We start from the raw sequence: 26713 nt of genomic DNA, 5'->3' as shown, positions 1-26713 counted from the left end.
GAAGCTATTGAAAATATAGCAAACTCAGTCCAGCGCCGTCCACTTCTGCGTGCTGCGCGACGACTCCAGCACCTTCTCGATGAAGCGCACGCCGCGCGCGCCGTCTTCCACGCGGGGGTAGTCGGCGGCGATCGCATCCGGCGCCAAGCCCGCCAGCCGCGCGCGGATGTCGGCGGCCACGCCCAGGTAGATATTCGCAAAAGCCTCGATGAAGCCCTCGGGGTGGCCGGACGGCAGGCGCGATGCGCGGATCGCCGCCTCGCACAGGCCGGGGCCGCCGCGGGTCAGGGTGCGGGGCGCTTCGTTCAAGGGCGTGTGGACCAGTCGGCTCGGATGCTCCTGGCTCCAGTCCAGCGTGCCCTCGGTGCCGAACACGCGCAGGCGCAAATCGTTTTCGCTGCCCACGCAGATCTGCGATGCCATCAGCACGCCCTTCACCACATTGCCGCCACCTTTGAGGCGCAGCAACATGTTCGCGTCATCGTCCAGCGTGCGGCCCGCGCCCATGGCGCTGAGGTCGGCGCAGATGGCTTCGATCTCCAATCCGGTCACGGTGGTCAGCAGGTTCTCGGCATGCGAGCCTATGTCGCCCATGGCGCCGGCCATGCCGCTTTGCGCCGGGTCCATGCGCCAGGCAGCCTGTTTGTTGTTAGTTGCCTCCACCGCGGTCGCCAGCCAACCCTGGTGGTATTCGACGATGACTTTGCGGATGCTGCCGATCACGCCGCTGCGCACCATCTCGCGCATCTGCCGCACCAGCGGGTAGCCTGTGTAGTTGTGCGTCACGCCGAACACCGTGCCCTGGCGCTGCACCGCGGCCACCAGCGCCAGCGCCTGGGCGCTGGTGTGTACCAGAGGCTTGTCGCAGACGACGTGGAAGCCGGCGTCGACAAAGGCCTGGGCGACAGGGAAGTGCAGGTGGTTCGGCGTGACGATGCTGACGAAATCGATGCGCTCGTGCGCCGGGCGCTTCAGCTCGTCGGCCAACAGTTCCTGCCAGCTGCCGTGGTTCCGGTCGTCGGCCAGGAACAGGTCGCGGCCGGAAGCGCGGGCTTTGTCGGGATTTGCGGAGAGTGCGCCGGCGACCAGTTCGATCTGGCCGTCCAGGGCCGCGGCCTTGCGGTGCACTGCGCCGATAAAGGCGTCGCGGCCGCCGCCTACCATGGCGTAGCGGAGTTTTCTGGAAGAGTTCATTGTTTGTCTTTGGCAAATACCGCGTCGAAAGCGCCCGCCGCCGGTTTGAAGTCCAGCCGTTTGCAGAAGGCGGCGCTCTCGGTGGCGCCGTGGATGCGGTCCATGCGGCTGTCTTCCCATTCGACGCTGAGCGGGCCGGCGTAGCCTATGTCGTTCAGCGCCACGATGATGGATTCAAAGTCGACCATGCCGCGGCCCAAGCTGCGAAAGTCCCAGTTGCGCCGCGCATCACCAAAACTGGTGTGGCCGCCGAAGGTGCCGACCGTGCCGTCGCCCTTGCCCCACCACACGTCTTTCATGTGGGCGTTGTAGATGCGGTCGGGGAAGGTACGCAAAAACTTCACATAGTCCACGCCCTGGTAGGCCAGGTGGCTGGGGTCGAAATTGAAGCCGAAGCGGCGGTGCCCGTAGACCGCCTGGATCGCGCGCTGGCTGGTGGCGGTGTCGAAGGCGATCTCTGTGGGGTGGACTTCGAGCGCAAAGTTGATGTCCTCGCGCTCGAAGGTGTCGAGGATGGGGGTGAAGCGTTTTCCGAAGTCGGCAAAGCCCTTGTCCCAGAACGCCTGAGACGTTGGCGGAAACGCGTAGGTGGCATGCCAGATCGACGAGCCGGTGAAGCCGGTCACCGTCTTCACGCCGAACTTGGCCGCGGCGCGGGCCGTGTCCTGCAGCTCGGCCGCTGCGCGCTGGCGCACGCCCTCGGGGTCGCCGTCGCCCCATACATGGCTGGGCAAAATTGATTGGTGCCGCTCGTCGATCAGGTCGCACACTGCCTGGCCGACCAGGTGGTTGCCGATGGCGTAGCAGCGCAGGCCGTGGCTGGCGAGCAGGGCGTTTTTATCTTGCACGTAGCTGCTGGAAGCCAATGCCTCCTGCACGTTGAAATGGTCGCCCCAGCAGGCCAGCTCCAGGCCGTCATAGCCCATGCTTTTGGCCAGTGGCGCCAGCTCTTTGAGCGGAATATCGGCCCATTGGCCCGTAAACAGCGTGACAGGTCTTGCCATGGTGTAACTCCCGGATGCTATGGTTTACATAGCTGCTGGCGCAGGTATTACCTGCGCCAGAGCCCTGTTTTTTATAAATTTAAAACGGAGAATCGGGGAAGTAGAACTGCTTCGCGTTGTCCTTGGTGATCAGCACCGACGGGATGATGTAGGTCGCAGGCAGCTTCTCACCTTTCAGACGCGCTTCGGCCGTCAGCTTGATCGCGTCGTAGATGAACTTGGGCGAGTACGACACATTCGCCTGGATGCGCGGATCCTTGCCGTCCATCAGGGTCTTGATCATGCCCTTGGCACCGGCGCCACCGAAGACGATCTTGATGTCGGTGCGCTTGGCCTGGTCGATGGCCTTGAGCACGCCCACGGCCATGTCGTCATCGGCGGCCCACACAGCGTCGATCTGCTTGAAGCGCGTCAGGTAGTCCTGCATCACCTTGAACGCGTCGTCGCGGTTCCAGTTGGCGTACTTGGCGTCCAGCAGCTTGATGTCGCTGCCCTTGATCGCCGCATTGAACGCGTCCATGCGCTCGTTGTCCAGGGTGGTGGCGATGCCGCGCATGGCAACGATATTGCCCTTGCCGCCCATGGCCTTGACCAGGTATTCGCCGGGGATCTTGCCAAACGCGGTGTTGTCGCCCGAGATGTAGGCGTCCTGCGCGCTGGTGTCGGTCAGGCCGCGGTCCACCACGGTGACGTACACGCCCTTGCTTTTCACTTGGGCCACGGGCTTGGTCAGCGAGGCCGATTCAAACGGGAAGATCACCAGGGCGTTGATCTTGTTCACCGTCTGCAGATCCTGCAGCTGGTTCGCCTGCTCGGGCGCGCCGGATGCCGTCTTGACAATGACTTGCAGGCCGGGGTGGGCTTTTTCCAGGTCCTTCTTGGCCTGGTTGGCCCAGAACACGATGCCGCCGGTAAAGCCGTGGGTGGCGGCCGGGATGGCAACGCCCAAAACGACTTTTTCTTGCGCAAAGCTCGGAGCGCTCGCCAGTGCTGCAAAAGCGACGGCGGTCAGGGCCAATCTACGGGTGATTTTTTTCATTTCAGTTGTCTCCTACAGGTGGATAAAAAGTAGCTTGTGGCTACCGGGTTGGAAAGCTATCTTTAAAACTAACGCTTGCTGCGCTGCATGAATGCCACGCCGATGATCACAAAGCCCTGCACGGCGGCGTTCAGGTACACGCTGATGATGCTGGTCAGGTTCAGGATGTTGCTGATGACGGACAGCAGGATGGCGCCGACCACGGTGCCGGTGATGCTGCCGGCGCCGCCCTTGAGCGCCGTGCCGCCGACGATCACCGCGGCAATCGCCTCCAGCTCCCACAGCAGGCCGGTAGTCGGCGAGGCCGAGCCCAGGCGCGGCACGTAGAGCAGGGTGGCGATGCCCACGCAGACGCCGAGCAGCACATAGGTCAGGATCTTGATGCGGTCCACATCGACGGCGGCGTAGCGCGCCACCTGCTCGTTCGAGCCAATCGCTTGCACATAGCGGCCGAAGGCCGTGCGGTTCAGGATCACGCCGCCGAGCAAGGCGACGACCAGGAACACCCACACCGGGATCGGGATGCCGGCCAGGCTGGCGTAGTACACCGGGCTGTAGACGTCGCTCAGGTCGTTGTCCAGCGTGATGGCGCCGCCGTTCGCAAAGTAGGTCAGGTAGGCGCGGAAGATGCCCAAGGTGCCCAGCGTGACGATGAAGGGCTCGATCCGACCCTTGGTGATCAGCAGGCCGTGCGCCAGGCCGAAGGCTGCGCCCAGTACCAGTGCCAGCGCCATGCCCAGCGCCACCACCAGCACCGGCGAGGCCAGCATCGGCCCCAATGCATTCATCAGCATGATCACGCTGCCGGCGATCAGCGCCGCCATCGAGCCGACCGACAGATCGATGCCGCCGGAGACGATCACAAAGCACATGCCCACCGCGATGATGCCGATGAAGGCGGTGCGCGTCAGCACGTTCATCGCGTTGTCCAGGGTGGCGAAATTGCTGTTCAGCAAAGTGCCGGCAATCAGCAGCAGCACCAGGCCGATGACCGGGCCCATGCCGTGCAGGCGGCCCATCCAGTGGGCGGCGCTGCGGGGGGATTTAATGGCTTCCTGTGGCATGGCGTATGAGTTCCTGTTCCGTGAGTTGCTGTTCTTCTAGTACCGTTTGCAGCCGTCCGCCGCGCATCACCGCGACGCGGTGGCATAGGCCGATCAGCTCCATCAGTTCGCTGGAGATCACCACCACGGCCAGCCCTTCGCGGGCCAGGCGCTGCACCAGAAAATAGATGTCGCGCTTGGCGCCCACGTCGACGCCGCGGGTGGGTTCGTCCAGCACCACCACCTTGGGCTGCGGATGCAGCACCTTGGCCAGCGCCAGTTTTTGCTGGTTGCCGCCGGACAGCGACGAGGCCTTGCTTTGCAGATCGCCGGTGCGGATGCCGTAGTCGTTCACCGCGGTGGCCAGCGCCGCCATCTCGGCCTGCGGGTCGAGCAGCGGATGGGTGTAGCGCTCCAGCGCCATCAGGGTCAGGTTTTCGCGCAGCCCGAAGTGCACGTGCAAGCCCTTGCCCTTGCGGTCTTCGCTCAGATAGGTCAGGCCCTGCTGGGCGGCGGCACGCGGGCTCTTGAGGTCGACCACTTTGCCTTGCAGCTCGACCTGGCCGGCGCTGCGCGGGCGCAGGCCCAGCAGGCCTTCGAACAGCTCGGTGCGGCCTGCGCCGACCAGGCCGGCAAAGCCCAGGATCTCGCCGGCACGGACCTCGAAGCCGACGTCTTCGGCCCAGCCGGGCACCGTCAGGCCAGTCACTTTCAGCATCGGCAGTGCGGCATCCGCATGCGGCGCTTTGGGCGGGTACAGATCGGTGAGTTCGCGGCCCACCATCAGGCTGGCCATTTGCTGGCGGCTCAGGTTCTTCGTGTCTTCGCGGGCCACAAAGCGGCCGTCGCGCATCACCACTACCTCGTCGGTCACCTGTTCCACCTCGTCGAGTTTGTGCGAGATGTAGACCAGGGTGACGCCGTCGGCCTTCAGTTGCGCCATCAGCGCGAACAGGCGCTTGGTTTCGCCGGGTGTCAAGGTGGCGGTGGGTTCGTCCATGATCAGCAGCCGGGCCTTGCGCAACAGCGCGCGGGCGATTTCCACCAGCTGCTTTTCGGCCACGATCAACTGCTTGACCCGGGTGTTGACATCGGCCTTTAGTCCGACCTGGGCGATGGCCTTGGCGGCTTCGGCCTGCATGGTGGCGTCGTCGAGCAGCCAGCCTTTTTTTTTCTCGTGGCCCAGGAACAGGTTTTGCGCGATGGTCAGGTCTTCGGCCAGGCTGAATTCCTGGTGGATCAGCACAATGCCCTGGGCTTCGGCTTGGCGCGAAGTAGTGAACTGCATGGGCTGGCCGTTGATGCGCAGCGTGCCGCCGGTGGCGGTCTCGAAGCCAGCCAGGATCTTCATCAGCGTGGACTTGCCGGCGCCGTTTTCGCCCAGCAGGCCGACGGTGCGGCCGGCCTGCAGCGCAAAGCTGACGCCGTGCAGCACGCGCACAGGGCCAAATTCCTTGACCACATTGTCAAATGCTACGTTCACGCTCATCGTGTGCTTCCCTTGCTTTTCAGCGTTTCCTGCATCGCCAGCACACCGGCGCCGACCAAGCCGGCCTGCTCGGCCAGCGGCGTGTAATGGATCTCGAGGTGCCGGGTCGACAGCGCCAGCGAGCGCTGGTAAATGCTTTGCCGCACCGAGGCCAGGAACAGCGGCCCGATGCGGGTGATGCCGCCGCCTATGAACACATGGGAGGGGTTGAAGAAGTTGACGACAGACGCCAGCATCTGGCCGATCAGATTGCCGGTGTGCTGGATGATGCGGTTCGCGGCGGCGTCGCCATGGCGGCTGGCCTGGCCTACGTCTTCGGGGCTGATGCTGCCTTTCTCGGCCAGCACGGCGGCCAGCAGGGCGCTTTCGCCGGATTCGGCGGCTTCCGTCGCCATGCGGGTGATGGCCGGGCCGGCAGCCATGGTTTCCACGCAGCCCAGGTTGCCGCAATGGCAGCGCGGGCCGGCGGTATCCACGCAGATGTGGCCTACGTCACCGGCCGAGCCATTCGCACCGCGGTAGACCTCGCCATGGCAGACGATGCCGCAGCCTATGCCGGTGCCGACCTTGATCACCAAGAAGTTTTGCAGGCTGCGCTGCAGCCGCCAGAGTTCGCCCAGCGCCATCAGGTTCACGTCGTTGTCGACGAACACCGGGGCCGCGTATTCCTCGCGCAGATAGTCGCGGATCGAGAAGCTGTCCCAGTGCGGCATCAGCGGTGGGTTCACCAGCTGGCCGCTTTCAAAGTCCACCGGGCCGGGCACGCCCATGCCGATGCCGATGACTTGCTGAGCGGTCGCGCCGCATTCGGCCAGCAGCTCGCGCATCAGCACCCGGACCCGCGCCATCACCACGCCGGGGCCGGCGCGCACGTCGGCGGCTTCGGTGCGGCGGGCCAGCACGCTGAGGTCGGGGCGCAGAATCGCCAGATCCAGGCTGGTGGCGCCCAGGTCGGCACCGATCAGCACGCCCAGGCGCTGGCTGAGCTGCACGGTTTCGGGTCGGCGGCCGCCGGTGGATCCGGCCAGGCCGGTTTCTTCCAGCAGGCCTACGTCGAGCAGGGACGCGACCAGGCTATTGGTCTTGCTCTTGGAGTAGCCCAGGCGTTCGGCCAGGTCCCAGCGCGAAGCCCCCGCCGACCAGAAGATGGTGTGCAGCAGGGCGGTTTCCACCGAAGACAAGCGGTCCCAAAGTGCCAAAGCGTGTCTCCTTTTATGCGTCCGCCTGTCCGGGCACACGGGGGTGTGCGGCAAGCGGTAGCGTATGGTAGGACGGACACTTCAACCCATCAAGTTCTAACTTCGACCAAATTTAGGTCTAAGTAAGTAGGTGCCGCAGTGGCTGGCCTCACATCCGTTCAAAGATCGCCGCGATGCCCTGGCCGCCGCCTATGCACATGGTCACCAGCGCATACCGACCCTGGATGCGCTGCAGCTCGTACAAGGCTTTGACGGTGATCACCGCGCCGGTGGCGCCGATCGGATGGCCCAGCGAGATGCCCGAGCCGTTGGGGTTCACCTTGGCCGGGTCCAGCCCCAGGTCCTGTGTCACCGCGCAGGCCTGGGCGGCAAAGGCTTCATTGGCCTCGATCACGTCCAGGTCCTGCACCGTCAGCCCGGCCAGCTTCAGCGCCTTCTGGCTGGCCGGTACCGGGCCTATGCCCATGTACTGCGGATCGACGCCGGCGTGCGCATAGGCCACCAGGCGCGCCATGGGCTTCAGGCCGCGGGCTTCGGCCTGGCTTTTTTCCATCAGCAGCAGGGCCGCAGCGGCATCGTTCAGACCAGATGCATTGCCGGCGGTGACGGTGCCGTTTTCCTTCACGAACACCGGCTTGAGCTTGGCCATATCGGCTAGGGTGCAGTTGGGCCGGAAGTGCTCGTCGGCGGCAAAGGCCACATCGCCTTTCTTGCTTTTCAGCATGACGGGCAGGATTTGCTCTGTGAAATAGCCGGCCTGGGTGGCGCGCTCAGCACGGTTGTGGCTTTCTACCGCCAGCGCGTCCTGGGTTTCGCGGCTGATGCCCCATTTCTTGGCGATGTTTTCGGCCGTCACGCCCATGTGGATGGTGTGGAACGGGTCGTGCAGCGCGCCGACCATCATGTCCACCATTTGCGTGTCGCCCATGCGTGCGCCCCAGCGGGTGTTCAGGGATGCATAGGGCGCGCGGCTCATGCTCTCGGCGCCGCCGCCGATGGCGATGTCGGTATCGCCCAGCAGGATGGATTGGGCCGCCGAGACCACGGCCTGCAGGCCCGAGCCGCACAGGCGGTTCACGTTGAAGGCCGGGGTTTCCTGGCTGCAGCCGCCGTTGACGGCCGCCAGGCGCGACAAATACATGTCCTTGGGCTCGGTGTTGACCACGTGGCCGAACACCACATGGCCGACGTCGGCACCCGCAACCTCGGCGCGCGACAGCGCTTCGCGCACCACTTGCGCCGCCAGCGCACTGGGCGCCTGGTCTTTCAGGCTGCCGCCAAACGTACCAATGGCGGTGCGCACACCGCTGACCACAACAACTTCACGGCGCATGGGAGTCTCCTGTTTTGAACGAAACCCCGAGTATGGGCCGGCTTGGTGGCACAGGGCTTACACGCATCTGTCACATATCTGACATGAATGCTCTGTACTGTGGCGGCAGTCAATGGCCCCGCCCCCAGGAGAATTTTGTGAACGCATACACCGACGAGATGATGCAGCGCGTACACCGCGACCTGCTCGACAGCTACGACGAAGAGCTGGAAATGGAGATCGAGGACCGCACCCTGGTCGGCCTGGACGGCATGCCGATGGAGGAAGACAGCCCCAGCCAGAAGGAAGCGCGCCGCCAGTACTTCCGCGAGCTGTTCCGCTTGCAGGCCGAGCTGGTCAAGCTGCAAGACTGGGTGGTCGCCACCGGCCACAAGGTGGTGATTTTGTTCGAAGGCCGCGACGCGGCTGGCAAGGGCGGCGTGATCAAGCGCATCACCCAGCGGCTGAATCCACGGGTTTGCCGCGTGGCCGCGCTGCCCGCGCCGAACGACCGCGAGCGTACGCAGTGGTACTTCCAGCGCTATGTGTCGCACCTGCCGGCGGCTGGCGAGATCGTGCTGTTCGACCGCAGCTGGTACAACCGCGCGGGCGTCGAGCGGGTGATGGGTTTTTGCACCGACGACCAGTACGAAGAATTCTTCCGCACCGTGCCCGAGTTCGAGCGCATGCTGGTGCGATCCGGCATCCAGCTGGTCAAATACTGGTTTTCGATCTCCGACCAGGAGCAGCATCTGCGCTTTTTGGGCCGCATCCACGACCCGCTGAAGCAATGGAAGCTCAGCCCCATGGACCTGGAGTCGCGCCGCCGCTGGGAGGAATACACCAAGGCCAAGGAAGTGATGCTGGACCGCACCCACATCCCCGAAGCGCCGTGGTGGGTGGTGCAGGCCGTGGACAAGAAGAAGGCCCGCCTCAACTGCATCCACCACCTGCTGCAGCAAATGCCTTACCAAGAGGTGGAACACCCGGCCATCCATCTGCCCGAGCGCGAGCGCCACGACGACTACATCCGTCAGCCGGTGCCGAATGAAATTGTGGTGCCAGAAATCTATTGAAAACCCGGGTTGGCGCTTATTTCATAAGCACCAGAAGCTATTGAATCTATAGCGTTACGGCTCAGCCGCGCACATCCGCCACCGGCTGGCTGCCGAAATCCGGCTGCGCCAGGTAGGCGAGTACCCGGGCCGCGGCGTCGCTGGGCGAGGTGAGCTGGCCGCTACGGTGCAGGTTGGCAAAGGCTTCTCGGTCGGCAAATGCGGCGCTGTCTGCACCGCGCAGCTGGGCTTGCATGTCGGTGTCGATCACGCCCGGGGCCAGGGAGCAGATCTTGGCGCCGTTGGGCTGATCTGCTTCGTCCAGCGCCACGCAGCGGCTGAAGTGGTCCATGCCGGCCTTGGCCGCGCAATAGGCGGCCGATGCGGCCATGGCGCGGCGACCCAGACCGGACGAAATATTCAGCACCCGGCGCTGCCCCGGCCAGCTGCGGGTGGCGTCCAGGAAGGCGGCGGTCAGCTGCATAGGCGCCTCCAGCCCCACCCGCAGCGCCTGCGCCAGGTCGACTGCCTCGGCATCCCGCAAGGGTGTGAGCCGGGCCAGGATGCCAGCGTTGTTGATCAGGCTGACGCTGGCCCACTGCGCAGCGTCCTGCTGTCGCAGCCACTGCCCCAGGCGGGCGGCAACCGGGGCTGCATCGCCCAGGTCGTGTTGCCACTGCTCCAGCAGCGCGCCATTCTGCGCCGCCAATTGCGGGTTGGTCTGGCGTGAGATGCAGACCAGGGACTGGCCGGCTGCCAGCAATTGCCCGGCCATGGCCAGACCCATCCCGCGCGAGGCGCCGGTCAGGATGGTGAGATGTTGGGAATTATTTTTAGGCATAAAAATAGGCTCTGGCGTAGGTTGTATATGCGCTGATAGCTATCAATAACGTAGTAACGGCTGGCTTTACCATGCGCCGTAGTGCGCCACGATGCCACGGAACAAGGCGTCGCGCTCGGCGCCCAGATGGCTGCCACTGGCGTCGCCGGCCGCGTCCTTGCCGACGGCGGTGTGCACCACCACCAGCTTCAGATCGGGGTCGACCAGAATCGCCTGGCCATGGATGCCCAGCAGGACAAAGCGGCGGTGGCTGCCCGGCACCAGCCAAACCTGGAAGCCGTAGCCAAAGTAGCTGCTGCCCTTGTGTTGCATGCGGCCGGGGCGAAAGGCTTCGGGCTGGCGGGCAGCGTCGGTCATGTCCAGCAGGTAGTCGCGTGGCAGAACGGCCTGGCCCTGGGCCTGGCCGTCGTTGGCCAGCATCCAGCCCAGGCGGGCGTAGTCGCGCACCGTGGCGTTGAAGCCGCCGGCGGCCAGCTCCAGGCCGTCGACCGGGTTCAGCAGCCATTTGGCCGAGGTTTCGGCGCCCAGAGGCTGCCAGATTTTTTCGGCCACGTAGTCGCACAGGCTGCGGCCGGTGGCGCCGCGCAGCACCAGGCCCAGCATATCGGTCTGGGCGCCGGCGTAGTTGAAGCGCTGACCCTCGGCGTCGGCACGCTCGGTGATGGTCCGCGCCGCCTGGGCCGTGCCGACGCGGCGTGCCACGGCATTGAAGCGCGCGCGGTCGTCGCTGGGGGTGTAGTCCTCCACGTAGCGGGCGCCCGAGGCCATGCGCAGCAGGTTGACGATGCGGGTCTCGCCATACAAGGTGCCGGCCAGGGCTGGGGCATAGGTAGCGGCAGTGTCGTCCAGCGAGCGTATCAAGCCTTCCTCCAGGGCCTTGCCTATGGCCAGCGCCACCACGGTCTTGGCCATGGAGTTGGACAGCATACGCATGCCGGCGTCGCGTCCGTAGCTGTAGCGCTCGGCCACGATGGCACCGTCTTTGAGCACCAGTACCGCAGTGGCGCGCTGGTGCTGCAGATAGTCGTCCAGCGCCCAGCTACGCCCGGCAAAACGGTAGCGGAACTCGGTTTCTGTAGCGGCCTGCGGCAGCGGCATAGGCTGCGCTGCCGGCGGCAGGGTGCACGCGGGGGGCAGGCCGTCCATGGCGCTGAAGGACCCCACCATGAAGGGTTCGCGGTAGGCCTGGGCCAGGCTGCGGCCTGCGGGGTAGCCCGCGGCCTGGCCCAGCAGCTCTTCGTCCGGCGCGGCCTGTGCGCCTAGGCTGGCCAGCAGCAGGGCCAGCAACAATGCATGGGGACGCACATTCTTAGGCATAAAAATAGGCTCTGGCGCAGATACTACCTGCGCCAGAAGCTATCAATAGTGAAGCAAATCAGCTATCAGCCGCCCAGGCCGGCAAAGATGTTTTGCACATCGTCGTTGGCGTCGATGGCGGCCAGGAAGGCTTCGACTTCTTCCAGCTGCTCGGCGCTCAGGCTGGCCGGGTCGATGGGGTTCTTGGCCTTGTAGCCGAGCTTGGCCGACAAGACGGTAAAGCCCTGGGCTGGCAGCGCACGGCTCACCAGGTCCAGGTCGGCCGGGTCGGTCAGGAACAAGGTGCTGCCTTCGTCCTCGCCGGGCTCGAAGTCCTGCGCGCCGGCTTCGATGGCGGCCAGTTCGGCGTCGGCATCCTTGTTGGCCGGCTCGGCTTCGATCATGCCCACATGGTCAAAGTCCCAGGCCACCGAGCCGGAGGTGCCCAGCTGGCCCTTGCGGAACAGCACGCGCATTTCGGGGGCGGTGCGGTTTACGTTGTCGGTTAGGCATTCGACCATCAGCGGCACGCGGTGCGGCGCAAAGCCTTCGTAGATCACGTGTTCGAAGTTGACGGCTTCACCGGTCAGGCCGGCGCCTTTCTTGATCGCGCGGTCCAGCGTGTCCTTGGGCATGGAGACCTTGCGGGCCTGTTCCACCAGCAAGCGCAGGCGGGCATTGGCTGCCGGGTCGGCGCCGCTGCGTGCGGCCACCATGATGTCCTTGGACAGTTTTCCGAAGGCGCGGCCGCGGGCATTCGCCGCCAGTTCCTTGCCTTTTGCTTTCCACTGTGCGCCCATGTTGGTTATTCCTTGCTGTTTGCGCATTGATTGCGCGGGGTGTGCTGTTGATGGGGTATGCGCGCGGCTTCAGAAGCCCGGGCGCATGACCGGGAGGGGCTTGGTTATACACCCATCTGTGCGGGCTAGGCCGTGGTCGCCAGTGGCACTACGGCCGTGGCCTCGATTTCGAACAGCATGCGGTCCAGCGCCAGGCGCGGCACCGGGATCAGGGTGCAGGCCGGCGTTGGCAAATCGCCCCATGCAGCGCGCACTTCCTGGCTGAGCACAGCCAGCCGCTGCTCCGAATGGTCGACGATGAGCACGCTGATTTTCACCACGTCGGCCAGCCCGGCCTGGGCCGCCGCCAGTGCGGTCTGCAGATTGCGCATTGCCTGCTGCACCTGGGTGGCGAAGTCCTCGCTCAGCGTGCCGTGGATGTCTTCCCCGCCTTGGCCCGCCACGTATACCAGGCGCGCCGGTGCTGTGGCGACGACCACGTGCGAATAGCCGTTGGGCTGCGGGTCGTACAGGCCCTGGGGGTTGATGAAGCGGTGCGCAGAGGTTTGGGGAGCAACAGACATGGAGCTTGACGGTGGGTTGAAGAGGGTGCCGAAGTTTACGTAAAACAGCCCGTTGGCGCTTATCCACACTGCGCGAGCAGCTATTAAAAAAGTAGCGCAGGGTTAAAACGGAGCTGGACTCTCGAAGCTTTGCGCCAGACCGGTCACCGGGTGCAGCAGTTCCAGCCGGCTCGCATGCAGCAGCAGGCGCGGGGCCTGGGCTTGCACCGCGCTGGGTGCGTACAGCGCGTCGCCCAGAATCGGGTGGCCGATGGCGGCCAGGTGCACGCGCAGCTGGTGGGACCGGCCGGTGACCGGCTCCAGCAGCAGCCGGGTGCTGTGTTCGGTGGCGGCGATGGCCTGCCAGCGGGTGCAGCTGGGTTTGCCGCCGTCGGGGTCGACCATGCGCAGGGGGCGGTTCGGCCAGTCGACCCGGATCGCCAGGTCGATCTGGCCCCAGCCGTCGGGGCTGTCGGTAGGTGGTGCCAGCCGGCCCGCCACCACGGCGGTGTAGCGCTTGGCGACCGTGCGGCCGGCGAAGGCGGCGTTCAAGCGGCGCTGCATGTCGATCCCGCGCGCCATCAGCAGCAGGCCCGAGGTGGACATGTCCAGGCGGTGCACGACCAGCGCGTCGGGGTAGGCCTGCTGGGCGCGGGCGCTCAGGCAGTCTTGCTTGTCCTCACCCCGGCCGGGCACCGAGAGCAGGCCGCTGGGTTTGTTGAAAACCAGGAGGTGGTCGTCGGCGTAGAGTGTTTCCAGGCCGGCAGGCTCAGAGTCGGCCACGGCGTTGTTCGCGCTGCATGAAGAGAAACAGGCTTTCAACCTTCTCGCGCGCCCAGGGGGTCTTGCGCAGGAACTTCAGGCTGGAATTGATGCTGGGGTCGCTGGTGAAGCAGCGGATATTGATCTGCTGGCCCAGGCCTTCCCAGCCGTAGGCCTCGACCAGCGCAGTCAGGATGGCCTCCAGCGTCAGGCCGTGCAGCGGGTTGCGGGCCTGTTTTTCGGGCGGCGGAGCGTGTGGAGTATCGGGTGTCATGCGGTGGCGTTGTCCAAAATCAGGCGCTGCACGGTAGCACACAGTTCTTCCACGTCGTTCGGCTTGTGGATCAGCGCCTTCACGCCTTCCTGGATAGCGCTTTGCTCGATCTCGGCGGTGATGTAGCCGGATGCCAGGGCCACCGGCAGGTCGGGCCGGATGCGCTGGGCTTCGCGCACCAGGTCCACGCCGCAGTAGCCGGGCATGTTGAAGTCGGTGACCAGCAGGTCGTAGGCCTCGGCGTTGGCGCGCAGCTCGGCGGCGGCCTTGTTCGGGTCGGAAAAACCGCTGACCCGGAAGCCGCGGCGCCGCAGCAGGCGCTCGACCAGGAACACCAGCGCATGGTCGTCGTCCACATACATCACGTGCTTGCCCTGCACCTGCTCGCTGGCCGTATGCGGCGCCGGTGGGGCTGGGGTGCTGGGGGTGGCAGCGGTGCCGGTTTCAGTGGCCGGGAAGTACAGGGTGAAGCGGCTTCCCAGGCCGGGGGCGCTTTGCACATCGACGGCGCCCGCATGGCTGCGCATCACGCCGTGCACCACGGCCAGGCCCAGGCCCGTGCCCTGGCCGACTTCCTTGGTGGTGAAGAAGGGTTCGAAGATGCGCAGCAAGGTGTCGTCGTCCATGCCCTTGCCGCTGTCCAGCACGGTCAGCATGGCGTAGCTGCCGGGCGCCAGGCCCAGGCGGGTACACAGGCGCAGGTCGGGCTCTACGCCCGACAGCTCGATGGTGACGGCGCCGCGCTCGTCGCCATTGGCCTGGATGGCATTGGTACACAGGTTCAGCACGGCCTGTTGGACTTGCACCGCATCGGCCATCACCACCGGGGTGTTCGGGTCGATGTGCAGGTGCAGCTCGACCGCCGGGGGCAGGGTCACGCGCAGCAGGCGCTCGGTTTCGCTGACCAGCTCGGCCAGTGCCACCGGGCTGCGCCGCGGCGCCTCGTTGCGGCTGAAGGTAAGGATCTGGCGCACCAGGTCGCGCGCGCGCCGGCCGGCTTTTTCGATCTCATGCAGGCTGACCTGGGCCGGCGAGTTCGGGCCGGCGTCTTCCTTGGCCAGCTCCACATTGCCCAGGATGGCGCTGAGGATGTTGTTGAAGTCATGCGCAATGCCGCCGGCCATGGTGCCCACGGCCTGCATTTTTTGCGACTCCCGCAGCTGGGCTTCGAGCACGCTGCGTTGCACCTCAGCCCGCTTGCGACTGGTCAGGTCGCGGGCGAATACGGTGGTGGTTTCGCCGGTAGGGTGGCGCTCAAACGAGACGCTGACTTCCACCGACAAGGTCTTGCCGCTGGCCGTCAGCGCCAGCATTTCGCCCAGAAAGGCCTGGGTGGAAATCTGGTTCAGCGCCAGCGCGTGCGCGGCATCGGGGAAGAAGCGCGTCAGCAGGCTGCCCAGCGCCTGCGACGACGGGCACTGGAACAGCGCCGCTGCCGTGGGGTTGAAGACGGTGATGCGCTGGTCTTTGTCGATGCAGATGATGGCGTCCAGCGCCGAGTTGATGATGGCCTCGAGCCGGCTTTCGCTGGAACGCAGCTGCTCGTTACGCTGGCGCAGCGCGGCGGCGCTGAGCTGCAGCGCTCGGCGCTCGGCCAGCAGCGGGCCCTGGTCGACCACGGCGCAGATGTACTGGGCTACCGATTCCTGGGCGCTTTCCAGCCGGGCGATGTGCAGGTCGCCGGACATGGCGCCGTCCTGGCCGATGGTGAACACCACCTCGGTGGCTTCGCAGTGGCCGTCGACCCGGGCCTCACGGAAGGCCTGGCGTACCTGCTCGGTGCAGCCGGGGCTGACGAAGGGCATTAGAAAATGCAACGGCCGGTCGCTCTCGGTAGGCTGGAACAGCCGCTGCGCCATGGCATTGCTTTGCACCACCATGTCGTGGTCGTCCACCACCATCAGCGCCAGGGGCACGCCGGAGAACAGGGTTTCAAAGCGCTCCGAGGCGGCCTCCGAGGCGGCCTGGCTGTAGCGCAGTACTTTGTTCTGGCTTTCCAGCTCGGCCTGGTAGGTGCGCAGATCCTGGATCAGCTGCGGTACGGTGCTGACGACGAGGGGGCTGTCCGGGGTGGCGGCAGATGCGGCGTTTTGCACCAACGCGGGAGGAGGAGGCTGGCGCATGGTTTCCAGTGACCGGGTAGAAGAAGGTTGGTTATCAGACGTAACAGTTTACGGGTTCGCCGCCGGTCTGTCGCGCCGCTGGTACACAGCTTTACGCGTCTTACGACGCTTCTGGGCGTCATTCGGCGCGGTTACGATAGCGCCCCCTGTTACGCAAACACTTGCGCGATTGTTTACAAACCCATTGTGTCTGCGCTCAACCCTCTGATTGTCTACTCCCTTGCGGTCAATGCTTCGACTGGCCTGGCCGTCGGCATCGCCTTGCTATGGGTGTGGCGCGGCCACCGCGAACTGCTGCTGACTCGCGATCTGGCGTTCTCGCAGCTGCTGCAGGCCGTGGTGCCACTGGGCTACTGGGGCAGTCAGATGGCCGACCACCGGGTGGCCGCGCTGGGCTTGTCGGTGGCGGTGTTCGCCCAGATCGGGGGCGTGGCCTTCATCTTGCGCGGCAGCTGCCGGCTCTCGGGCTGGACGGTGTCGCGCACCGAGTGGGCGCTGTTCCTGGGGCTGCTGTCGGTGGCGGGCCTGTGGGTGGTGGTGTTCAACGATCCGTCCTTGATGGCCTGGGCGTCGCCGCTGTTCATTACGGTGGCCGGGGTGGCGGTCACGCGCGGCTTGCGCCGCAGCACGCCGGCCGACCGCTTGGTGGGGCCGCTGCTGGTGTTGCTGGGCCTGAACCAGGTGCAGTTTGCGCTCTGGGGCCAGACGACCCTGGTGCTGCAGTTCAATATCGGCACCGGCTTGCGCCTGGTGCTGGGCCTGGTGCTGATGTATGCGGCCCTGGCCCGGGCCAGCACCGCTTCGCGGCATTTGCGCATGCGCTTCCAGCAACTGGTCGAGCGTTCGCACCAGGGCATTTTTGTGCTGGTCGGGCAGCAGGTGCGGTATGCGAACCCGGCTTTGCTGTCGATCTACGGCGTGACGCGGCTGGCCGAGCTTAGCGCCACCGGCTTGCTGCGCGGCCTGCGCCGCGAAGAGATAGACGAGGTGGCAGCCCACTTCCGCCAGCTCGACAGCGGCGCCGTGGACGAGGTCCACTGGGAGGGCCTGCGCCAGCGCCAGAATGGTTCGTCGGTATGGCTGCGCTTTTCGGCCTGGCGCACGCTGTGGGGCGAAGAAGAAGCCACCCAGGTGCTGGTGACCGACCAGACGGCCGACCATGATGCCACCCAGGCCCTGCTGTACCAGGCCATGCACGACGAGCTGACAGGTTTGCCCAACCGCAGCGCGTTGCTGCAGCGGCTGCGCCAGTGTTGCGTGTCCTTGCCCGAGCGCCCCGAGTTTGGCCTGGTGCTGCTGGGGGTGGACCGCTTCAAGCTGTTCAACGAAGCCCATGGCCATTCGATGGGCGATGAGGTGCTGAAGGCCCTGGCCGCGGCCGTGGTGCGCGAGCTGGGCGAGGGCTGCGACCTGATGCGCCTGGGGGCCGACGAGTTTGCCTTTCTGGCCCGGCCCAACCAGGACGGTGATACCGCGGTGGCGATGGCGCGGCGGGTGCAAAAGCTGCTGCTGCAACCCCTGGTCTTGCCGCAGCACCGGTTTTTCATCGATGTGTCCATGGGGATTGCGCTTTACCCCGGGCACGCACAGGACGCCGAGGCCTTGCTGCGGGCCGCCAATGCCGCCATGCATGCGGCCAAGCGCACGCCGGGCACCTCGATGGCGCTGGCCGAGGCCCGCTTCGAGCGCGGCTCCAGCGAGTTGCTGGCGCAGGAGCAGGCACTGCGTACCGGCATCGAGCTGCGCGAGTTCAGCCTGCACTACCAGCCCAAGGTGGACGCGCATACCGGGCGGCTGACCAGCTTTGAAGCCCTGGCGCGCTGGGACCGGCCGGGTGTGGGCTCCATTAGCCCGGTGGAGTTCATCGCGGTGGCCGAGCGCACCGGCCTGATCGAAGAGTTGGGCCTGCTGCTGCTGACCCTGGCCTGCAAGCAGGTGGTTGACTGGCGCAAGCGCTTCGCCCGGTTGGTGCCGGTGGCGGTGAACGTGTCGCCGCTGCAGATGCTGGACGGGGGCTTTCCTGCGCTGGTGGAGCAGCTGCTGTACAGCTGCGACCTGCCGGCCGAAGCCATCACCCTGGAGATCACCGAGAGCGCGGCCGTGGCCAACCTGGAGCAGGCGCGCGAGCAGATACAGCAGTTGCGCCAGATGGGCATTGCGGTGGGGCTGGACGACTTTGGCACCGGCTTCTCGTCGCTGAACATGCTGCGCAGCTTGCCGCTGCAGTCGGTCAAGATCGACCGCGGCCTGATCGACCCGCTGCCAGCGCCGGATGCGGCGGCGGTGGTACATGCGATTTGCCAGTTGGCCGGGGCGCTGCGGCTGGAGGTGGTGGCCGAGGGGATCGAAACCCAGGCCCAGGCCGAGGTGGCGCGGGCGGCCGGCTGCCACGAGCTGCAGGGCGAGCTGTTTGCCATGCCGCTGGCGCCTGCCGATGCCGAACGCTGGCTGGCCGAAATCCAGACTGGCGTCTACGCCTGAAGTCCAGATCGGCTGCCGGCAGGCGTAAAAAAGCCGCACCGGGTGCGGCTGGGCGGGGAGCGCGGTTTACTTCTTCAGCTTGCCGCGCACAGGCACCACGGTGGTGATGGTGGGGCGCACCGCATCGGTAGAAATTGGCTTGGGAGGCGAAGTGTCCTTCTTGGGCTTCTTCGATTCCTTGTTGCTTTTTTGCTCACCTTTGGCCATGATTTTCTCCAGTCGTTTAAGAAGTTTCTTGCAGCTCTGAGCTTATCAGTTCAAGCCTGCATTTTGAGCCCAGGGCGACAGAAAGCTGCCTACCTCGATCACCTTCTAGAGCACCGCGTAGCGCCCGGGCTTGTGGTTGATCCAGATGAACAGATTCATCACCACCGCCGCCAGCACCGAATAGCCGACCCGGGCGGGCTCGATCACCGTCAGCGCCAGCAGCACGATGGTGCAGTCTATGCCCATCTGCACCTTGCCCGCGCGCCAGCCATAGGCTTTCTGCAGGTACAGGGTGACGATGGTGGCGCCGCCCAGGCTGGCCCGGTGCCGCGCCAGGAACAGGCAGCCCGAGCCCAGCAGCAGCCCGCCCAGCACGGCTGCATAGGCGGGGTGCAGGCGCTCGATGGCAAACAGCTTGGGCGACCACTCCATCATGGCCGACAGCATGCTGATGGCGATGAAGGTCTTGAAGGTGAACTCGCGGCCCATGCGGGTCCAGGCGAACCAGTAGAACGGCAGGTTGATCAGAAAGAACAGCTTGCCCAGCGTGATACCGGTGGCGTAGTGCAGCACGAAAGCCGCCCCGGCAGTACCGCCGGTCAGCATGCCGACCTGGGCAAACAGGATCAGCGCCAGCGATACAAACAGCGTGCCGGTGAAGATCGCCTGGGCGTCTTCAAACAGCGTGTGGACATGGACGGGCGAGCTGGTGGACATCTCCTCGCCGATTGCAGGAACCGTGCCGAGGCCGTCTTCGGCCTCTCGGTTTACAGCCATATTGGCAGGCGGATCGTCTGCCGTGTGGCTGTTTCAAGCATATGCGTCACGCAGCTCAGGCGTAGTCCGCCACCGGCACGCAGCTGCAGAACAGATTCCGGTCGCCGAACACGTTGTCGACCCGGCCCACTGGCGGCCAGTATTTGGCTTGCTTCAGCGATGCCAACGGGAAGGCGCCGATTTCGCGTGCGTACGGCCGGTCCCAGTCGGCGGCCATTAGGCTGGCGGCGGTGTGGGGCGCATGCTTCAACGGGTTGTTGTCCTGCGGCCAGGCGCCGCTTTCGATCTGGCGGATCTCGTCGCGGATGGCGACCATGGCAAAGATGAAGCGGTCCAGCTCGGCCAGGGTTTCGCTCTCGGTCGGCTCGACCATCAAGGTGCCGGGCACGGGGAAGCTCAGGGTCGGCGCGTGGAAGCCGTAGTCGGCCAGGCGCTTGGCCACGTCTTCGGCGGTCACGCCGCAGCTGTCCTTGATCGGGCGCAGGTCCAGGATGCACTCATGGGCCACATGGCCGTTGGCGCTGGCGTACAGCGTGGGGTAGTGCGGGGCCAGCTTGGTGCTGATGTAGTTGGCGGCCAGGATCGCGGCTTCGGTCGCGTGCTGCAGGCCTTCGGCGCCCATCATGCGGCAGTACATCCAGCTGATCGGCAGCACCGAAGCATTGCCCAGCGGCGCTGCGCTGATGGCGCCGATGCCGTGCTGGGTATCGCCCACGGTGGCATGGCCGGGCAGGTAGGGGATCAGGTCTTCGACCACGCAGACCGGGCCGACGCCCGGGCCGCCGCCGCCGTGCGGGATGCAGAAGGTCTTGTGCAGGTTCAAGTGGCTCACGTCGCCGCCGAATTCGCCGGGTGCGGCCACGCCGACCAGGGCGTTCATGTTGGCGCCGTCCACATAGACGCGGCCACCGTGGCTGTGCACCATGGCGCAAAGTTCTTTCACCTGGGTTTCGAACACGCCGTGGGTGCTGGGATAGGTGATCATCACCACCGCCAGGTCTTCGCTGTGTTCTTCGCACTTGGCTTGCAGATCGGCCATGTCGACATTGCCATTGGCGTCGCAGGCGGTGACCACCACCTTCAGCCCGGCCATCTGGGCGCTGGCCGGATTCGTGCCGTGGGCGCTGGACGGAATTAGGCAGACATTGCGCTGGCCTTGGCCGTGGTCGTCAAAGTAGGCCTTGATGGCCAGCAGGCCGGCGTATTCGCCCTGGCTGCCGGCATTCGGCTGCAGGCTGATGCCGGCGTAGCCGGTGGCCTGGCACAGCCATTCGCGCAGTTGTACGTCGAGCTCGGCATAGCCCAGGCGCTGCTCGGGAGGGCTGAACGGGTGGATGTTGGCGAATTCGGGCCAGGTCACCGGCACCATTTCGCTGGTGGCGTTGAGCTTCATGGTGCAGCTGCCCAGGGGGATCATGCTGCGGTCTAGTGCCAGGTCCTTGTCGCTGAGCGCGCGGATGTAGCGCAGCATGCCGGTCTCACTATGGTGGGTGTTGAACACCGGATGGGTCAGGAAGGCGCTGCGGCGGCGCAGTTCGGCGGGGATCAGCGAGTCCACGCTGTCTTCCAGCTCGCTCAGGCGCGGCATGGGTTCGCCGGGCTTGACGAAGAACGACCAGAGCATCTCGATGTCGCCGCGGGTGGTGGTTTCGTCCAGCGAGATGCCCAGGTGATTTACCAAGCGAAAACGCAGGTTGGCGCTGGCTTTGCGTGCGCGGGTAGCTATCAAATCGCTAGCGTCGTCGGTTTTGACGGTGATCGAGTCGAACGCATGTTCGTTGGTCAGCGTGTAGCCCATTTGCTGCAGGCCACGCGCCAGAATGGCGGTGAAACGCGCCACGCGCTGGGCGATGCGGGTCAGGCCCTGCGGGCCGTGGTAGACCGCGTACATGCTGGCCAGCACGGCCGGCAGCACCTGGGCGGTACAGATGTTGGAGGTGGCTTTTTCGCGGCGGATGTGCTGTTCGCGGGTCTGCAGCGCCAGGCGGTAGGCGGGGTTGCCGTGCGCATCGACGCTGACGCCGACCAGGCGTCCTGGCAGCGAGCGCTTGAACGCGTCGCGGCAGGCCATGTAGGCAGCGTGCGGGCCGCCATTGCCCATGGCCACGCCGAAGCGCTGGGTGTTGCCGATGACGATGTCGGCATCCCATTCGCCGGGCGGCACCAGCAGGGTCAGGGCCAGCAGGTCGGCCGCCACGCAAACAGCCGCGCCGCTTGCATGGGCCACACCGACCAGTGGGCGCAGGTCGTGCACCGCGCCGTTGGTGGCCGGGTACTGGGCCAGCACGCCGAAGAAGTCGCCGCTGGCCATCAGCTGCGGCAGGGTTTCCAGCGCGGTGCTGACCTTGATCTCGATGCCCAGCGGCTTGGCGCGGGTCTGGATCACTTCGATGGTTTGCGGATGGCAGTCGCCGGCCACGATGAAGACATTGCTCTTGCTCTTCACGCTGCGCTTGGCCAGGGTCATGGCTTCGGCAGCGGCCGTGGCTTCGTCCAGCATGGACGCATTGGCGATGGGCATGCCGGTCAGGTCGCAGACCATGGTCTGGAAGTTGATCAGCGCCTCCATCCGGCCCTGCGAAATTTCGGCCTGGTAGGGCGTGTAGGCGGTGTACCAGGCGGGGTTTTCCAGGATGTTGCGCAGGATCACGCCAGGTGTGTGGGTGCCGTAATAGCCTTGGCCGATGAAGCTCTTGAACACCTGGTTCTTGCTGGCAATCGCCTTCAGCTCGGCCAATGCTGCCGCTTCGGTGACCGGGGGCGGCAGGTCCATGGGCTTGCTGCGGGCGATGCTGCGCGGCACGATGCCGTCAATCAGATCCCGGCGCGAACTCGAGCCAATGACGTCCAGCATCAGGGTTTCGTCAGCGGCATCAATGCCAATGTGGCGGGCGATGAATTCGCCGGAGTTTTCGAGTTCGAGCAGGGAGGTCATTGGGAAGTCGCTATGGTTTTACGCCCTCTCCCGAGCGAGAGAGAGGGTGGGTGAGGGTTAGAGCAACCGAGGTAAGCGGCGCCTGGCTCTTCCAGAAACACCGCAGAACTGGCTTTGCCAGGCTGCTGGTGTTGCCCCCTGCAAGGGGGTTGGCGAAAGACGCGTAGCGCTGCAGCCTGGGGGTGTGCTTAGCTTCAGGCGTTTTGGCTAAAGGCGTTGTAGGCGGTTTCGTCGAGCAGGGCAGCCACTTGGGACTGGTCCGACAGCTTGACCTTGAAGAACCAGCCGGCACCCAGTGGGTCGGTGTTGGCCAGGGCCGGGTCTGCGCGCAGGGCTTCGTTGACCTCGGTGATTTCGCCGGACACGGGCATGTAGACGTCGGCAGCGGCTTTCACCGACTCGACCACGCCGGCCACATCCTTCTGGGCGAAAGTCGTGCCGACTGCGGGCAGGTCGACAAACACCACGTCACCCAGCGCGTCTTGCGCGTGGTGGGTGATGCCGACGGTGGCGGTGTCGCCCTCGATGTTCAGCCATTCGTGGTCTTCGGTGTACTTGATGCTCATGGGGTTGCTCCTGTAAAAAATGGAATCAGCCGCGGAAATAGCGGTTGGGCGTGAAAGGCATGGTGACGACTTCCATCGGCACGATTTTGCCTCGCACGACGGCGTTGATTTGGGTGCCGATGGCCGCGAACTCGGGCGCCACGTAGGCCATGGCGATCGGCTTGTCTACCGTGGGGCCAAGCAGGCCGCTGGTGACTTCACCGATGGCGTTACCGGCCGCGTCCTGCAGGGCAGTGTGCTCGCGCACGGGGATGCGCTCCAGGGCCACCAGACCTACACGTTTCCGGGTAATAGCGCCCGTAGCACATGCGAGTTGCGCTAGGATTTTGATAGCACCTGGAAAGCCACCTTCGCGGGCACCGCCGGTGCGGCGCACCTTTTGCAGTGCCCAGTTCAGGCCGGCTTCGATAGGCGTAGTGGTCGGGTCCAGGTCATTGCCGTACAGGCACAAGCCGGCTTCCAGGCGCAGCGAGTTGCGTGCGCCCAGGCCTATGGGTTTGACTTCAGGCTGGGCCAGCAGTGCGCGGGCCAGGGCCTCGGCCTGCTCGGCGTGCACCGAGATTTCAAAACCGTCTTCGCCGGTATAGCCGCTGCGGGTCAGGAAGCAGGGGATGCCGGCAACCATGAAGCTGCCGCCGGTCATGAAGACCAGCTTCTCCACGCCCGGCGCCAGGCGCGACAGAGCATCCACGGCCTGCGGGCCTTGCAGCGCCAGCAGCGCCATTTCTGGCATGGGGATGACTTCGCAGCGCTGGCCGATCTTGGCCTGGATGTGGGCGATGTCTTCAACCTTGCAGGCGCCGTTGACGATCACAAAGATGTCGGCCTCGCGCTTGAAGAGCATCAGGTCGTCGATGATGCCGCCGTCGTCGTTCAACAGCAGGCCGTAGCGCTGCTTGCCTACGGCCAGGTCGATCACGTCCACCGGCACCAGGGTTTCAAACGCGGCGGCGGCGTCCGGGCCGACCAGGCGCAGCTGGCCCATGTGGGATACATCGAACAGGCCGGCGGCGTTGCGGGTGTGGTGGTGCTCGGCCATCAGGCCGGCCGGGTATTGCACCGGCATGCTGTAGCCGGCAAACGGCACCATGCGGGCACCGAGCTCCAGGTGCAGCGCGTTGAGTGGGGTCAGCAACAAATCGGACATGGCGGTTCTTTCGGGGACACATTGGAATCATGATCCCGAAGAATCATGTGTGGCCCCCGCTGTCCGCTTTACCTGAGCGATTCGCCGGGCGGGCCTTGCGGTGGTGCAGGCCGACTGCGGGTTGCGCCTTCGGTGAACCCGCTCAGGGCGGGTTTCTCTCCAGGGGGAGACGCTTGTAAAAGCGCTTGTCAGTCCTTTTGCCTGAGCGTTCAGGCCCACGTAGCGGGGCCCTGCGCCTTCGGCGGCTCTCTTGCAGAGAACTCTCTCCTGACGGGGTGGGATTCTACCCACGCGGATCGCCTGTTTCCGCAAAATGCCGGTGGGCAGCCAAAATAAGCGGCTGGTCGGGCAGGGCCGCCAGGGCTTCTCCAGGCGCGTGTTTTATATAGTTTCCAGGCCGCCGGCGCTTATTGCACCTGCGCAAATAGCTCTTAAAATAATAGCAATCTCGGTCGACCAGCGATGCCGTTATGCGGCATACGCCAAACCGAGCCACTCTTGCCGCAGTTGCGCCACCATCTTGGCCAGGCCGTCGTGGTGGATCGCCTCGGCAACCCGGTCCGCCACGGCCTTGAGGCGCGGATGCGCGTTGCCCATGGCGATGCCGGTGCCTACGCCTTGCAGCATTTCGATGTCGTTCAGGCCGTCGCCAAAGGCATAGGCGTGCGCGGCGTGCATGCCGGCGTCGGCCAGCACCCAGGCGCAGCCGGTCATTTTGTTCACGCCTTTGGGCAGCACGTCGAGAGCCGTGGTGTGCCAGCGGATGTAGTCAAATTCCGGGAAAGCGCTGACCAATTCGGGCATCAGCGTGGCGTCATGCTGCTCATGGAAGAACATCCAGCCCTGGAAGATCTCAAACGGCTGAGTGGTTTTCAAATCGGCCTGCGAACTCAAATCCACCGATTCCATCGGCAGCAGCACCTCGTCCACCATGGCACTCACATGGGCCGCGTAGCCATCCGTGGCGCCGTAATAAAAACCTTTGGATTCAAGCAGCTGGAACAGCTTTGCCAAGCTGGCCCCAGGCAAGGGGTGTTTGTCCACCTCTATATCGCCGCGCATGATGCGGGCGCCGTTTTGCGTAATCGCATAGGCGGGCTGGATCAAATCGATGAATTCCACGGCGTGCCCATAGGCGCGCCCCGTGGCAATCACCACCATATGGCCATCGGCTTTCAGTGCGTCAATGGCCTGCAAGGCCGATGGGGGGATTTGCTTGGTTTGGTGGTCCAGCAAGGTATTGTCGATATCGAAGAAGAATGCTTTTTTCATGTTCAGAACGGTTCATCAGGCCTGGACGTGCTGTCGCAGCATCCAGTCCACACTGTCGGGCCGTCCCGGCAGTTGCAGCCGGGCGGTGTTCGCCGGGGTCTGGGCCAGCAGTTTGCCGCGCCGGAACACCTGCAGGCGGGTGGCGCGCAGGCGGATGGCTTCCACCGGGTCCTGTGCTTGCAGCAGTACGAAGTCGGCGTTGCAGCCCGCCTCCAGGCCGTAGCCTTGCAGTTGCATGATCTTGGCGGGGTTGGCGGTGACCGCCTGGAAGCACTGGCGCATGGCGGCCTGGCTGGTCATCTGGGCCACGTGCAAGCCCATGCTGGCGACTTCCAGCATGTCGCCGCTGCCCTGGCTGTACCAGGGGTCCATCGCGCAGTCCTGGCCCAGCGCGACGGTCAGGCCCTGGGCCATCATCTCGGGCACGCGGGTCATGCCGCGGCGCTTGGGGTAGGTGTCGTGCCGGCCCTGCAGGGTGATGTTGATCAGCGGGTTGCTGATGACGTGGATCTGCGCCTCGGCCATCAGCGGCAGCAGCTTGCTCACGTAGTAGTTGTCCATGGAGTGCATGGACGTGAGGTGCGAGCCGGTGACCCGGCCGTGCAGACCCAGGCGGTTGGTCTCATAGGTGAGGGTTTCGATATGCCGCGACAGCGGGTCGTCGGACTCGTCGCAGTGCATGTCGACCAGCTTGCCTTGCTCGGCCGCCAGTTCGCACAACAGCTTGACGCTCAGGGCGCCGTCGGCCATGGTGCGTTCGAAGTGCGGGATGCCGCCGACCACGTCTACGCCCATCTCCAATGCGCGCTTCAGCTTGTCCATACCGTTGGGGTCGCGCAGCACGCCGTCTTGCGGAAAGGCTACCAGTTGCAGGTCGAGGTAGGGCGCGACCTGGCGTTTCACCTCCAGCAGCGCCTCGACGGCCAGCAGGCGCGGGTCGCAGATGTCGACGTGGCTGCGGATCGCCAGCAGGCCCTTCCCCACCGCCCAATCGCAATAGGCCAGCGCCCGCTGCACCAGGGCTTCCTGGGTCAGCTGCGGCTTGAGTTCGCCCCACAGCGCAATGCCTTCCAGCAGGGTGCCGCTCTGGTTGACCCGCGGCAGGCCGTAGCTCAGGGTGGCGTCCATGTGGAAATGCGCGTCGACAAACGGCGGGCTGACCAGCAGGCCCTGGGCGTCTATGGTCTGCTGCGCGGCGGCGGCCAGGCCGGGCGCGACGTCGACAAACTTGCCGTCTTGCACCGCCAGCGACATCTGGGTGCGGCCGTCGGGCAGGGTGGCGTTGGTGACCAAGAGATCCAGCATCATCGTCCTATCAAAATTCTTGCAAGCTGCATGCTATCAAAAATGCAGCT

The 26713-nt window shown here is 65.1% G+C and carries 23 protein-coding genes and 2 riboswitches; of the genes, 2 read left to right on the top strand and 21 right to left on the bottom strand.

The window, feature by feature from the left end:
- Positions 1 to 24: 24 nt before the first annotated feature.
- The 7 genes from BLT66_RS01220 to bktB form a co-directional block, all read right to left on the bottom strand.
- Positions 25 to 1194: a Gfo/Idh/MocA family protein gene (locus tag BLT66_RS01220; protein ID WP_092754747.1), complete on the bottom strand. Its 1170-nt coding sequence runs from the start codon at positions 1192 to 1194 to the stop codon at positions 25 to 27.
- Positions 1191 to 2198, bottom strand: a complete 1008-nt coding sequence (locus BLT66_RS01215; RefSeq protein WP_092754744.1) for a sugar phosphate isomerase/epimerase family protein — start codon at positions 2196 to 2198, stop codon at positions 1191 to 1193. Before BLT66_RS01215 ends, BLT66_RS01220 begins: the two co-directional genes overlap by 4 nt.
- A 79-nt stretch (positions 2199 to 2277) precedes the next feature.
- Positions 2278 to 3237, bottom strand: a complete 960-nt coding sequence (locus BLT66_RS01210; protein ID WP_092754741.1) for a substrate-binding domain-containing protein — start codon at positions 3235 to 3237, stop codon at positions 2278 to 2280.
- A 68-nt stretch (positions 3238 to 3305) separates the two neighbouring features.
- Entirely contained in the window at positions 3306 to 4301 is a 996-nt protein-coding gene (locus BLT66_RS01205) for an ABC transporter permease (RefSeq protein WP_092754738.1), read from the bottom strand.
- Positions 4282 to 5769, bottom strand: a complete 1488-nt coding sequence (locus tag BLT66_RS01200; protein WP_092754736.1) for a sugar ABC transporter ATP-binding protein — start codon at positions 5767 to 5769, stop codon at positions 4282 to 4284. Before BLT66_RS01200 ends, BLT66_RS01205 begins: the two co-directional genes overlap by 20 nt.
- Positions 5766 to 6968 carry an ROK family transcriptional regulator gene (locus BLT66_RS01195; RefSeq protein ID WP_092754733.1) on the bottom strand — a complete coding sequence of 401 codons (1203 nt, stop codon included), beginning with the start codon at positions 6966 to 6968 and terminating at the stop codon, positions 5766 to 5768. The genes BLT66_RS01200 and BLT66_RS01195 overlap by 4 nt, the downstream gene beginning before the upstream one ends.
- Positions 6969 to 7116: 148 nt before the next feature.
- Positions 7117 to 8301 (bottom strand): beta-ketothiolase BktB, encoded by a 1185-nt coding sequence (gene bktB / locus BLT66_RS01190; protein ID WP_092754730.1) that lies wholly within the window; start codon positions 8299 to 8301, stop codon positions 7117 to 7119.
- Positions 8302 to 8462: 161 nt separating this feature from the next.
- Between bktB and ppk2 the strand changes: the two genes are divergently transcribed.
- Positions 8463 to 9356 carry a polyphosphate kinase 2 gene (gene ppk2 / locus BLT66_RS01185; RefSeq protein WP_176954995.1) on the top strand — a complete coding sequence of 298 codons (894 nt, stop codon included), beginning with the start codon at positions 8463 to 8465 and terminating at the stop codon, positions 9354 to 9356.
- Between the two features lie 61 nt (positions 9357 to 9417).
- Here ppk2 and BLT66_RS01180 read toward each other — a convergent pair whose 3' ends face one another.
- From BLT66_RS01180 to BLT66_RS01150, 7 genes are all read right to left on the bottom strand, one after another.
- Complete coding sequence (locus tag BLT66_RS01180) at positions 9418 to 10176, bottom strand: SDR family NAD(P)-dependent oxidoreductase (protein ID WP_092754724.1); 759 nt, start codon at positions 10174 to 10176, stop codon at positions 9418 to 9420.
- A 66-nt stretch (positions 10177 to 10242) separates the two neighbouring features.
- Positions 10243 to 11493 carry a serine hydrolase domain-containing protein gene (locus BLT66_RS01175; RefSeq protein WP_092754721.1) on the bottom strand — a complete coding sequence of 417 codons (1251 nt, stop codon included), beginning with the start codon at positions 11491 to 11493 and terminating at the stop codon, positions 10243 to 10245.
- Between the two features lie 65 nt (positions 11494 to 11558).
- Positions 11559 to 12272 carry a YebC/PmpR family DNA-binding transcriptional regulator gene (locus tag BLT66_RS01170; protein WP_092754718.1) on the bottom strand — a complete coding sequence of 238 codons (714 nt, stop codon included), beginning with the start codon at positions 12270 to 12272 and terminating at the stop codon, positions 11559 to 11561.
- A gap of 125 nt (positions 12273 to 12397) precedes the next feature.
- Positions 12398 to 12835, bottom strand: coding sequence for a RidA family protein (locus BLT66_RS01165; protein ID WP_092754715.1), 438 nt, complete (start codon positions 12833 to 12835; stop codon positions 12398 to 12400).
- 102 nt (positions 12836 to 12937) lie between these two features.
- Positions 12938 to 13597, bottom strand: a complete 660-nt coding sequence (locus BLT66_RS01160; RefSeq protein WP_092754712.1) for an RluA family pseudouridine synthase — start codon at positions 13595 to 13597, stop codon at positions 12938 to 12940.
- A complete protein-coding gene (locus BLT66_RS01155) occupies positions 13584 to 13850 on the bottom strand; it encodes a VF530 family protein (RefSeq protein WP_092754709.1) in 267 nt (88 codons plus the stop codon). The genes BLT66_RS01160 and BLT66_RS01155 overlap by 14 nt, the downstream gene beginning before the upstream one ends.
- Positions 13847 to 15973: a PAS domain-containing hybrid sensor histidine kinase/response regulator gene (locus tag BLT66_RS01150; RefSeq protein ID WP_092754706.1), complete on the bottom strand. Its 2127-nt coding sequence runs from the start codon at positions 15971 to 15973 to the stop codon at positions 13847 to 13849. The genes BLT66_RS01155 and BLT66_RS01150 overlap by 4 nt, the downstream gene beginning before the upstream one ends.
- Positions 15974 to 16159: 186 nt before the next feature.
- Here BLT66_RS01150 and BLT66_RS01145 point away from each other — a divergent pair, with 186 nt between their 5' ends.
- Positions 16160 to 18454, top strand: coding sequence for a putative bifunctional diguanylate cyclase/phosphodiesterase (locus tag BLT66_RS01145; RefSeq protein ID WP_092754704.1), 2295 nt, complete (start codon positions 16160 to 16162; stop codon positions 18452 to 18454).
- A 66-nt stretch (positions 18455 to 18520) separates the two neighbouring features.
- Here BLT66_RS01145 and BLT66_RS26725 read toward each other — a convergent pair whose 3' ends face one another.
- The 7 genes from BLT66_RS26725 to BLT66_RS01115 form a co-directional block, all read right to left on the bottom strand.
- Positions 18521 to 18661 carry a hypothetical protein gene (locus BLT66_RS26725; RefSeq protein WP_176954938.1) on the bottom strand — a complete coding sequence of 47 codons (141 nt, stop codon included), beginning with the start codon at positions 18659 to 18661 and terminating at the stop codon, positions 18521 to 18523.
- A gap of 105 nt (positions 18662 to 18766) precedes the next feature.
- Positions 18767 to 19378, bottom strand: a complete 612-nt coding sequence (locus BLT66_RS01140) for a DUF6198 family protein (RefSeq protein ID WP_092756957.1) — start codon at positions 19376 to 19378, stop codon at positions 18767 to 18769.
- A gap of 115 nt (positions 19379 to 19493) precedes the next feature.
- The gene (gcvP, locus tag BLT66_RS01135; protein ID WP_092754702.1) at positions 19494 to 22373 is read right to left on the bottom strand and encodes an aminomethyl-transferring glycine dehydrogenase; all 2880 of its coding nucleotides are present in this window, start codon (positions 22371 to 22373) and stop codon (positions 19494 to 19496) included.
- 194 nt (positions 22374 to 22567) lie between these two features.
- A complete protein-coding gene (gene gcvH / locus BLT66_RS01130; protein WP_092754700.1) occupies positions 22568 to 22939 on the bottom strand; it encodes a glycine cleavage system protein GcvH in 372 nt (123 codons plus the stop codon).
- A gap of 25 nt (positions 22940 to 22964) precedes the next feature.
- Positions 22965 to 24086, bottom strand: coding sequence for a glycine cleavage system aminomethyltransferase GcvT (gene gcvT / locus BLT66_RS01125; protein ID WP_092754698.1), 1122 nt, complete (start codon positions 24084 to 24086; stop codon positions 22965 to 22967).
- Positions 24087 to 24135: 49 nt separating this feature from the next.
- Positions 24136 to 24259: riboswitch (glycine riboswitch) on the bottom strand.
- 6 nt (positions 24260 to 24265) lie between these two features.
- Positions 24266 to 24366: riboswitch (glycine riboswitch) on the bottom strand.
- A gap of 188 nt (positions 24367 to 24554) precedes the next feature.
- Positions 24555 to 25358, bottom strand: a complete 804-nt coding sequence (locus BLT66_RS01120; protein ID WP_092754696.1) for a Cof-type HAD-IIB family hydrolase — start codon at positions 25356 to 25358, stop codon at positions 24555 to 24557.
- A 15-nt stretch (positions 25359 to 25373) separates the two neighbouring features.
- Positions 25374 to 26663 carry an amidohydrolase family protein gene (locus tag BLT66_RS01115; protein ID WP_092756956.1) on the bottom strand — a complete coding sequence of 430 codons (1290 nt, stop codon included), beginning with the start codon at positions 26661 to 26663 and terminating at the stop codon, positions 25374 to 25376.
- Positions 26664 to 26713 lie beyond the last annotated feature (50 nt).

The sequence above is a fragment of the Rhodoferax sp. OV413 genome, from assembly GCF_900104385.1.
Classification (GTDB): domain Bacteria; phylum Pseudomonadota; class Gammaproteobacteria; order Burkholderiales; family Burkholderiaceae_C; genus Rhodoferax_B.
The sequence above is the reverse complement of the archived record's forward strand: the minus strand, read 5'-3'. Positions and strand labels throughout refer to the sequence as shown.